Here is a 9117-nt window from a genome sequence, read left to right on the forward strand (position 1 = left end):
AGCGCGGGATGGCGCGAGCTGCGACCGCCCTCGATGGGCGAGCTGTGCGGACAATAGTCGAGTCTGCGATCGCCGATCGGGGAGCGTTGCGTGCCTGGGAAGATCTGGTCGCTCCCACCCTGATCGCTATCGGTGACCAGTGGTCACGCACCAAGCGTGGCGTCGAAGTCGAGCATGTTGCCAGCATCGCCGTCCAGCAGGCATTCGACGTCGAGCGGATTGGGCGCCCGACCGGCCGACCGATCCTGCTCGCGTGCGCCCCAGACGACGAGCATGTGCTCGCGCTACTCGCTCTGCGTGCGGCCCTGGCAGAACGGGGTGTCGAGGCCATAACGCTCGGACAACAGGTACCCGCCGACGCTCTGACGGCGGCGGTGACCCGGTTACGCCCACGCGCCATCGTGCTGTGGGCTTCGATGCGCAAGCACGCTGACCTCTCCGTCATTGCGGCCCTACCAAGCCACCGGCCAGCAGCATCGGTCTACCTGGCGGGGCCAGGTTGGCTTGACGTGGTGGGATCTGGCGAGGACCTTGAGTCCCCACCGATGTTGTCATCGCTGCCGGAGGCCGTGGAGGCCTTGGCTTGAACCGCCGCACCGGCAGTCGTGGCTGATTCGGGTCTAACGTGGCGCGGCCCTCGCGGACGCCAGTTGGGTGGGTTGCCGGAGATCGAGTCAGGCGAGGTCAACTGCCGGGCGGCCGGGCGAAAGCAGAGGTAGAAGGCGCCGATGATGATCGCTGCAGTCGCTGCCAACGCGATCTGCGAGTACCGCACGCCGATGAAGTCATTGATGCTGTGGAGCACCATCACCAAGGCCAGCGCACCGAATCCGACCCAGGTGAGCAGCGACCCCCGCCGCCAGGCCACGCGCCACGCGACCGCGGCAACAAAACCGGTGAAGATTGGGTGCATCAATTCGGTCATGGGTCGCTGGGTGGCCATCAACGCAGTAGCCATCTTGTCGCCTTGGTTGATTCCGTACATGTCATCGAAGATTCCGGTCGCGTGGATCGTGTACTCAAAGCCCTCGATCATCCCCAGCGCAGCGCCGCTGGCAAGCGCGATCGCAAAGCCAGCGCGTGGGTCTCGGTAGCGGCCGAATAGGTACAGAACCACAGGCACCACGAGTTTGGCGAACTCCTCGGCCGGGCCAGCACTGAGCATCGACAACGGGCTGTCGGAGGGGACGTCGAGTCGATGGTCAAATGAAGTCTCCAGGAATCCGCTGATCTCCCACGCGACGACGCCACCCACCAGTCCCCAGCAGATCAGGGCCTTGCCAGACAAAGCTTGAGCAGCGTTCAGCCGCTGCCAGATCAACAGCACGAAGCCTCCGACGACCGCGAACGTACCGATGCTCGCGATCGGCGCGAGCCAGGTGAGGTCCAGCGCGTCAGATAGGACGGCGAGCACGATGCCGATGACGAAACCGCCGCCGGCAATGCGGAACCACAGGTGATCAAGAAACGCCAACGGGCGACGCTGCCATGGCTTGGCGGCGAGCACCGCAGCGTCGGATCGAACCTCGTCGGTCCAGATGTGGCCGTCCCATCCACGTTCGCTCCCCGCGCGACCGACCGGGTAGAAGCCTCGCTGCGGGATTCCGTCTGCGGTGGTCATGGACGTCGACCCGGTTGGCACCGATAGCTCATCCGGTGTTGGCTGCGGCCGAACCCTCGTGAGCCGCGCCATCTGCGGCGCCGTGCTTGGGCTGATGGTTGCGACGGATGATCCGCTCGGCGAGCAGGTTCGCAAACCCCAGCACGGCAAGCACGGCCACGAGCGCCTGCGGGGTGGGCTCCAACCAGGCGACCACGACGACCGCGACACCGAGCACGATTGCGACACGGCGTCGAGGTGCCGGGTGCTCGTCGGCATGTTCGTACCAACTCGGCTCGATCTGAGCGGCGCTGCCGGCGGCAGCGTTGATCGCGGCACCAACCACCACCGTGGAGATGATGGCGAGCAAACCGCAAATCACCGCGCTGACCACCGGTGGCGAGTACACCGGTAGAACGTTGATCACCAGACTCGGAAGCTGGAACGAACCGCCGTAGAGCATCAGGATTCCGACCAACGTGACGACGACAACCAGCGCCAGCACGACGGCAGCCACCCAGACGCGGGCACGGTTGTGGTTGCCGTTGGATCGGAGCACGGGGTAGCCAGCACCGATGAGGATGACGCCGATGGCGTAGAGGACCGCCGTGACCGGACTCAGCGGCGGGACCGGAACCTGCGGGGAAGTCAGTCCACTGGTGTCGCCCGCGACAAAGCCGATACCGAACACCGCCACAGCACCGATGATGATCAACACCAGAATCGCCCGGCTGAGCCCGACGGAGGACCGCCCACCAATCGAGTAGGCCACCGCGGCACCAACCAGGACGACCCGAACCCAGAAGCCGTCCAGGTAGGAGAAGGCCGAGATCAGGTGGCTCGCCCACAGCAGAACGACCACCGCCAGCCCCACTGAAATCAGTCCGGTGAGCGCCAGGTTGAGCCCTGCTGCGACCGGCTTGGACTCCCGGTCGGCGAGGGCCGGATGTTGGCCCATCAACCCGCCCGCCAGCACTGCGAGAAAGATCGACAGGCCCGCGACCAGAGTCCAGCCGAGGTTGATGCCGATACTTGCCGAATACCCGGCCGCCACGATTCCCAGTGGTAGCGCGTAGACGATGATCTGCGAGGGCCAAGCCTCGCCGGTCTGCTTACGACCGAGCAAGCCGAGGAGCGCGACGATGGTGGCCACGACTCCCAACACGATGGCGACAGTCATCACAGGCCTCCACAATCAGACTTGAACGGTTTACCTTCGAATCTGTCGTTGAGCCAAGTGATTGCGTCCGGTTGTCCGGTGTAGAGCACCGACGAGTGAACATCGTCGGGAAATGTCTGGAGGTTGACCTGACTGCCTTGCAGACAGAACGTTCGGGCAGCCGCCAAGTTGACGCCGGGCACCACCGTGGTGTCTTCCAAGCCCTGCTGAATCAACATGGGTTGTGCGTACTTGCGGTAGACCGGGAAGTTCTCCTGGGCGACGGACAGAAGTGACGTCGGAATTGTCTTCTGGACGTAGTCGCCCTTGGGACCGGAGAACGCTGCTGCGGTCGCCCGAAGACACTTGGTCAGGGCAACATTGGCTGCCTTGACGCCCGCCGGGGTGAAGACGTCACTGCTCTTGATCCGGCCTGGGTAGTTAGCGGACCAGGAGTTCACCGCGTCGGCAATGAACGACAGGAAGTAGTCGGCCGGCTTGTCGGGGCTTGCCTGGATGAACTTGATCAGCAGCGGTGCGGGCGGGAAGATCGCCGGTGCGATCGCGATGGTTCCCTTGATCGCGACATCCGGGGCGTAGGTCGGGGCCTCGTACGCAGCCGACAGTGCCGAATGCCCACCCTGGCTGTGACCCATGATGGCAACTTCGGAGCGATCGATAGAGGTCGGATCGAGGGCAAATGCCGCCCTCGCGGAGTTCAGAACGTCGTGCGCCTCACCCTTCATCACCAGGTAGTTCGGAGTGCCGGGCACGCCCATGTTCGCGTAGTCGGTAGCCACTACCGCAAAGCCTGCTCCAACCAGCGCGGACAGGACTTGGTCCCACGTCCCGATGCCGGTCGAGTTGGGGGTGAACGGGGCCTGCGAAATGCCGCAACCTGGAGCCATGCCGGTCGTGCCGTGAGCGAACGCGACGAGTGGGCGGCCGTTGGGCCCGGGACTCGGTGCATCGCGCACTGCGTAGAGGGCGGTGACCACGAGCGGCTTGCCAGCAGCAGTCTGGGACACGTAGGAGAAGCGCTTGGCGGTGATGCCGGGCGGCCCGCCGAGGATTGGTTCGGACTTCAGTAACGTGCCGGGCGCGACCCCGGCAGGCGGCTTGACGGCGTCGTAGAAGGGGGTGTTGATCTGCGCGGTCCCCGCGTAGTCGGGTATTTCAGTCAAGCTGTGGGGCGCCGACACCTGCGTCGGCGACGGATTCAGCACGGTAGAACCGAGCACGACGGTTCCCACCAAGCCAACCGTCGTGACCAGGACGGCCGCCTTGAGACGGTACGAGGGGGACTGCGTCATCGTGACTCCTTGACTGCCGGGATTGCTGGGTCACACTTTGGCAGTCGGGTCGCCCTAAGGCGCGTTATGGAAAGTCGTCTGGCCGATCACCAACGGTTGTTGGCCTCTTCCGCCCAGCCCGTCAGCCCGTCGAGTTTGTACTCCTGACCTGTTGCGTCTGTGGCTGAGCCGCTCCACGTGCCGAACGCCTGGTGCACCGAGGAAGCGATGATTCCCACGTTGGTTCCTGCATCGCGGACGTGGATAGGCGTGAGCGTGGCGTCGACGTTCGGTCCCGTCACGTGCCACGGTTTGTACCAATCGCTGCGGTCGTAGTCCCAGGCCAATTCATCGGGCCAGTAGGTCAGCTTGCCGTCGACGATCAGGCCGTTCTCCGTTGAGCCAGTGCCATCGGTCCACTTGCCACCGACCTGCAGTCCGATGCGTTTGCCGTTCAGCACCCCTGCGCCAGCACCCCAATTCCACGACAGCCGATAGGGCCAGACCCCGCGGCCACGGTCAAGCACTGCGAAGGATTCCCCAGCCGGTATGGCCACTCGTTCACCATCGATGACGACCTCGCCGACGAGCGGGCGACCGACATCCTTGACCGTGTATTGGAATCTGCGCCCGTTCCAGGGCACGACAACCGCAAGGCAGTCGCCGCCCGGTTCGGCCAGGGCATCAACGGTCAGCCGGGTACTGCTGACTCGTATCTGGGTTCCCTCCTCGCGGTCAGTCAGCGTGATCGCGAGCTTTGAGCCATTGGTTCCCGCCGTCAGTGGGGCGGGGTGGTCGGGCAGCACAGTTCGCGCCGATCCAAGCGCGAGAGTGTCCTCAACAATCTCCTGCCCTGTGCGCCGATCGAAGGCGTACAACTGGCTGACCGCTGCGTAGTCCAAACTCGAGACGGTGATGCCGACGAAGTGGGTCGGGGTTACTAAGCCCCAGTACTCCCAGCGCTTGTTGCGACCCCACCCCCGGAGGTTGGTTGTGTGCAGCGGCCGCCGAGAGTAGCCAACCGCGCGCCGGTTCAATGAGCCATCCGATCGACACAGATCCACCGGGCGAGTGATTTCGGAGATCGCCATGATGCGACCTTAGACCCGAAAACGTCGCTGGTTGAGCTGAAGAGTCGACCTGCCGTTTAGAGTCGGGGTGTCGCTGGCTGGGTCGGAGACAGCGGATCGGAGGTGACAGCGGTGACAGATGCTCGCGTACGTTGGGCCGCTTTCACCTCCGGCGCGCCATTGGTCGCGCTCACGGCCGCCTCGGTCGGCCTAGGTGCAGTCGTGGGGATGCTGCCGGGAGCCGGAACTGCTGCGGCCGCGACTGCGGCAGTTGGTACGCAGACATCCGGCCCTGCCTTGCCGGGCGCTGATCAGCCAACACCAACGCCAACTGACACTTGCTTGACCTCAGTGCCGACCGTGCAGGCGAGCTACGCCGCGAAAGTCCCGGCCAAGACGCGGCAGTTGATCGTCGTTAGGGGCATCTCAAAACACTCGTACGACAGCAGATTCGAACGGTGGCAGAAGGTTGGCGGGTGCTGGGTCAACATCAGCTCCGATTGGTCGCTCAACGGCGCCAAGGGCTGGCACGTAAGGCCGTGGACAGGCAGCCTCCGTTCGCCAATCGGGGTATTCAGTCTGACCGATACCGGCGGTCGACTGCCGAACCCAGGAACCACGATGCGGTACCACTATGGACCGCAACGGTATGAGCGCGGCGGATACAAGATCTCCTATCCGGTTCAGCTCTACAACTACGTCATCGCCATCAACTACAACCGCCGGATCGGCAAGCACCCCCGCGATACTCGCCAGCCCGACCCAACGACGGGCAGTGGCTACTGGATCCATCAGCGCGGCCTCGGCGTAACCCGGGGCTGCGTCTCGCTGCCGAAGCGAAAGCTGCGCCGCACCCTCCAGTGGCTGCGCAAGGCCGACCACCCGTTCGTCGTCATGGGCCCACAGCAACTGATCGGCGCGGGTCCGCGACTCAGTCCGCCCGTTGATTGGTGACGGTCGCTCGCAGGATGAGTGACAACCCGCTCGGCGTAGCCCGCAACTCGCCAAGAGCACCGCGGTGGTGGCAAGGTCCGGGACAGCGACCAGGCAAGGTCATCCGGTACCCGAACCAGCTTGTGTGACTGACAGGATTGATCCATGTCCAAGCGCGTCGTGGTTGTTCAGCATGTTGCTTGGGAAGGCCCGGGATTGATCGAGCAGCCACTGGTCGCTGCGGGTCTGCAGCTGGAGCGTCGGATGTTCGTGAACGACCCGTCGCCGCAGGTACCGGCCGTTGATGGGCTCGCCGGGCTGGTCGTCATGGGCGGCCCGATGGGAGCCGACCAGATCGAGGAGCACCCCGGCCTCGGTAGTGAAATGGAGCTGATTCGACGGGCCGTCGAAGCCGACGTGCCCGTCTTGGGAATCTGTTTGGGCCATCAACTGATCGCGCACGCGTTTGGTGCCGAGTTGCGACGCGGTGCAGCACCTGAATACGGGATATGCGAGGTCACAATCGAAGGCGACGACCCACTCATCAACCCGCTGGGCGCAGTTGGCGAGGTGGCCACCGTCATGCAGTGGCACGACGATGTAGCCCAACTGCCGTTGGACGCACGGCTGCTGGCCTCCAGCCCGACCTGCCCGAATCAAGCCTTTCGACTCGGCTCCGCCGTGGGGATGCAGTTTCACGCTGAGATCGACGCGGCCGAGCTCGATCGGTGGCTGTCGATACCGGCCATGGCCAGTGATTTACCGCCAGCAATCGCCGACGTACTGCCCCGCGCGATGACGGCGGCCGAGCCGCGACTGCGGCCCGCGGCGCTGGCGTGTTTCGCTGCCTTCGCCGAGCAGATCATCAGCTGACCGCCTCGCCCCCACCGCGACAGACGGGCCGACCGTGACAAAACACAGCGGGTGTCGGACCGACGTTCGGTCCGACACCCGCTGTGTTTCTGGTCAGGTCATGCAGTAGCAGGGGGCAACATCGCGCCGCCACCCTTGGGGTTGGGACCGTACTGGTTGTCAGGCGTGCTATCTCCCACGTAGAAGACGATCAAGATGATCGATCCGATGCAGCAGATGATGTTCAGCCACCACCACCAACCCGAGCGGCCGGTGTCGTGCAGCCGCCGGACCGCAACCGAAATCGATGGCAGGAAGAGCGCCAAGCCCACCAGGGTGCCGATCCAGCCGGTTTGGTACGTCATAACGCTGCCATCGCCGTTGCTGAAGGCGTACGTCGTTCCGACGATGCTGTCCAGCACGTTCGCAATGGCCTGCAGGATGACGACGAACAGAATCCACCACCAGAACTCGCTCCTGCGAGCGCGTCCGGCGAAGACTACGTATTTGCTAAAACAGGTACTGATTGCTTGGCCGAATCCCATGTGCCCTCCAGCAAGGTGATCTCAGGCGTTAACCGACGCGCGAATACTCGCAGTTCAGCTGCGCGCTTTGCTCGCCGAATGGGCATGTTGGTGGACTATTCCTCGCGGCAGACACGCCGATTCACCTGCGATTACGTCACGGCAAGCTCTGCGCAGCCCTCAAGTGGCACTGCCGAAAAGCTGGTTTGAGCTACGTCACACCGCTGTGTGGTCCGCCACGATGTCCGTTTTGTTGGCATTGCAACCCCCGACGTGCCCCTACTCTGGAATTGCAGCAAAGAACGAAAGCACGTAGGACTCGCAGCATTTTGCGAGTGCCAGGCGAGCCGTTCATGGGTGACCAGAACCCGTTCGGCGAAGACCCCCTACGTGACCGAGACGCCCGAGTGCACCACAGCGTGTGTTGGCGTCACAATCAGTGGAGTAATCCTTGATTTCCAGTAATTCACGCCGTTTTGCCGTGGCCGGAGCAGCTGTTGTTGCCTCAGGCGCCGTCGCAGCCGGAACCATGACCGTCGCAACCGCAGCACCGTCCGCCGTCGACACGTCGATGGTCAAGACCGTTGCCGCACCGCAAGCCAATGTCCTGTCTGCCAAGCAGAAGAAGCTCGTCGTCAAGCGTCAGAACAAGCGCCAATTCGGGCTGTACAACCTGCCGGTCGGTAAGAACTCGATCCGCAAGTACCACCTCAAGAAGAGTCACCTGTTGCAGATCCGCAAGGCCAAGCGCTTTGCTCGCTCGAGCAAGGCACGCTCGGTCCGTAACTGCGAGAGTGGCGGTAACTACCGCACCAACACCGGCAACGGTTACTACGGTGCGTACCAGTTCGACCGCGGTACCTGGATCAGCAATGGTGGTGGCCGTTACGCCAGCACCGCCAACCGGGCACCGAAGTTCGGTCAGGACCACATCATGTGGAAGACCCAGCGCGCACGTGGCTGGAGCCCGTGGGCCTGCGCCTAAGCCAACTCGCGTTGAACCTGCGGTCTTCTGACTGCATGTGACGCAGCACAGCTAAGCAACGAGTCGACCCCGGATCGACCCGCAACTGCGGGTGACGATCCGGGGTCGACTCGTTTGTGGCTGCGCGCCGCCCGGTACTACTGCAAGCGGTCGATGATCCGTGCCGGAATGTCGGTGTTTTCCCCGAGGTGGTAGCTGGCGCAGACGCGGTGGTAGCCGTCGGCGATCTGGGTTGGTTGGTCCAGGCTCATGTCCCCGCGCACCAACAGCACCGGTGAAAGTGCGACGCCCTGGGCAATCTTTCGCAGGTCTTCCTTGACGTGTTCGTTGTCCATGGGAAGCAATTCGAGCCGCGCGGCCCGGAGGATGTCCTTCGCCTTGTGGGTCACGATGGGCGCCTTCTGCAGACGCTTGACCATGTCCTTGACCGAGTCGGCGTTGGTGATCAGGCTCAGGTAGCTGCCAGCCGCCGGGTAGTCGTGGTCGTCCGGCGTGCGCTTCCACACGACAGTCAACGGTCCGGCGGCGGCGGACGATTGCGGCTGGGCCTTCGCCATTACGAGACTCCTAGCGTCTTGGCAGTTCGAGAGACGGGAACCGCGTCTTTGTCGGGAAAGGTTCCGAGTACATGATCGGCCAGATGGTTGGTTACTCCCATCCAGTACTGCTCGTTACGGTAGTGGTGAAGCCGATGCGCACGCT

The 9117-nt window shown here is 63.7% G+C and carries 10 protein-coding genes; 4 read left to right on the forward strand and 6 right to left on the reverse strand.

Annotation, left to right across the window (positions count from 1 at the left end; translation table 11 throughout):
- Positions 1–587, forward strand: a 587-nt coding sequence (locus KAZ48_08580) for a cobalamin-dependent protein (GenBank protein ID MBP7972844.1), incomplete at its 5' end; no start/stop codon positions are given.
- On the opposite strand, the gene KAZ48_08585 is transcribed toward KAZ48_08580, so the two are convergent.
- The 4 genes from KAZ48_08585 to KAZ48_08600 all read right to left on the reverse strand — a co-directional run bounded on the left by KAZ48_08585 (position 482) and on the right by KAZ48_08600 (position 5142).
- A complete protein-coding gene (locus KAZ48_08585) occupies positions 482–1621 on the reverse strand; it encodes a PrsW family intramembrane metalloprotease (GenBank protein MBP7972845.1) in 1140 nt (379 codons plus the stop codon). The two genes, KAZ48_08580 and KAZ48_08585, sit on opposite strands and share 106 nt — an antisense overlap.
- Positions 1622–1649: 28 nt before the next feature.
- Positions 1650–2780, reverse strand: a complete 1131-nt coding sequence (locus tag KAZ48_08590; GenBank protein ID MBP7972846.1) for a hypothetical protein — start codon at positions 2778–2780, stop codon at positions 1650–1652.
- Positions 2780–4072 carry an alpha/beta fold hydrolase gene (locus KAZ48_08595; GenBank protein MBP7972847.1) on the reverse strand — a complete coding sequence of 431 codons (1293 nt, stop codon included), beginning with the start codon at positions 4070–4072 and terminating at the stop codon, positions 2780–2782. Before KAZ48_08595 ends, KAZ48_08590 begins: the two co-directional genes overlap by 1 nt.
- A gap of 86 nt (positions 4073–4158) precedes the next feature.
- Positions 4159–5142, reverse strand: coding sequence for a DUF2804 domain-containing protein (locus KAZ48_08600; protein MBP7972848.1), 984 nt, complete (start codon positions 5140–5142; stop codon positions 4159–4161).
- Between the two features lie 111 nt (positions 5143–5253).
- Here KAZ48_08600 and KAZ48_08605 point away from each other — a divergent pair, with 111 nt between their 5' ends.
- A complete protein-coding gene (locus KAZ48_08605) occupies positions 5254–6075 on the forward strand; it encodes a hypothetical protein (protein MBP7972849.1) in 822 nt (273 codons plus the stop codon).
- A gap of 144 nt (positions 6076–6219) precedes the next feature.
- On the forward strand, positions 6220–6927 hold the full coding sequence (locus tag KAZ48_08610; protein MBP7972850.1) for a type 1 glutamine amidotransferase: 708 nt from the start codon (positions 6220–6222) through the stop codon (positions 6925–6927).
- Positions 6928–7025: 98 nt separating this feature from the next.
- On the opposite strand, the gene KAZ48_08615 is transcribed toward KAZ48_08610, so the two are convergent.
- Positions 7026–7451 (reverse strand): DUF805 domain-containing protein, encoded by a 426-nt coding sequence (locus KAZ48_08615; GenBank protein MBP7972851.1) that lies wholly within the window; start codon positions 7449–7451, stop codon positions 7026–7028.
- Positions 7452–8001: 550 nt separating this feature from the next.
- Here KAZ48_08615 and KAZ48_08620 point away from each other — a divergent pair.
- Positions 8002–8415: a transglycosylase family protein gene (locus tag KAZ48_08620; protein MBP7972852.1), complete on the forward strand. Its 414-nt coding sequence runs from the start codon at positions 8002–8004 to the stop codon at positions 8413–8415.
- Between the two features lie 137 nt (positions 8416–8552).
- Here the strand turns inward: KAZ48_08620 and KAZ48_08625 are convergent, their stop codons facing one another.
- Entirely contained in the window at positions 8553–8930 is a 378-nt protein-coding gene (locus tag KAZ48_08625) for a hypothetical protein (GenBank protein MBP7972853.1), read from the reverse strand.
- Between the last annotated feature and the right edge of the window lie 187 nt (positions 8931–9117).

The sequence above is a fragment of the Candidatus Nanopelagicales bacterium genome, from assembly GCA_018003655.1.
Taxonomy (GTDB): Bacteria; Actinomycetota; Actinomycetes; order S36-B12; family UBA10799; genus JAGNDY01.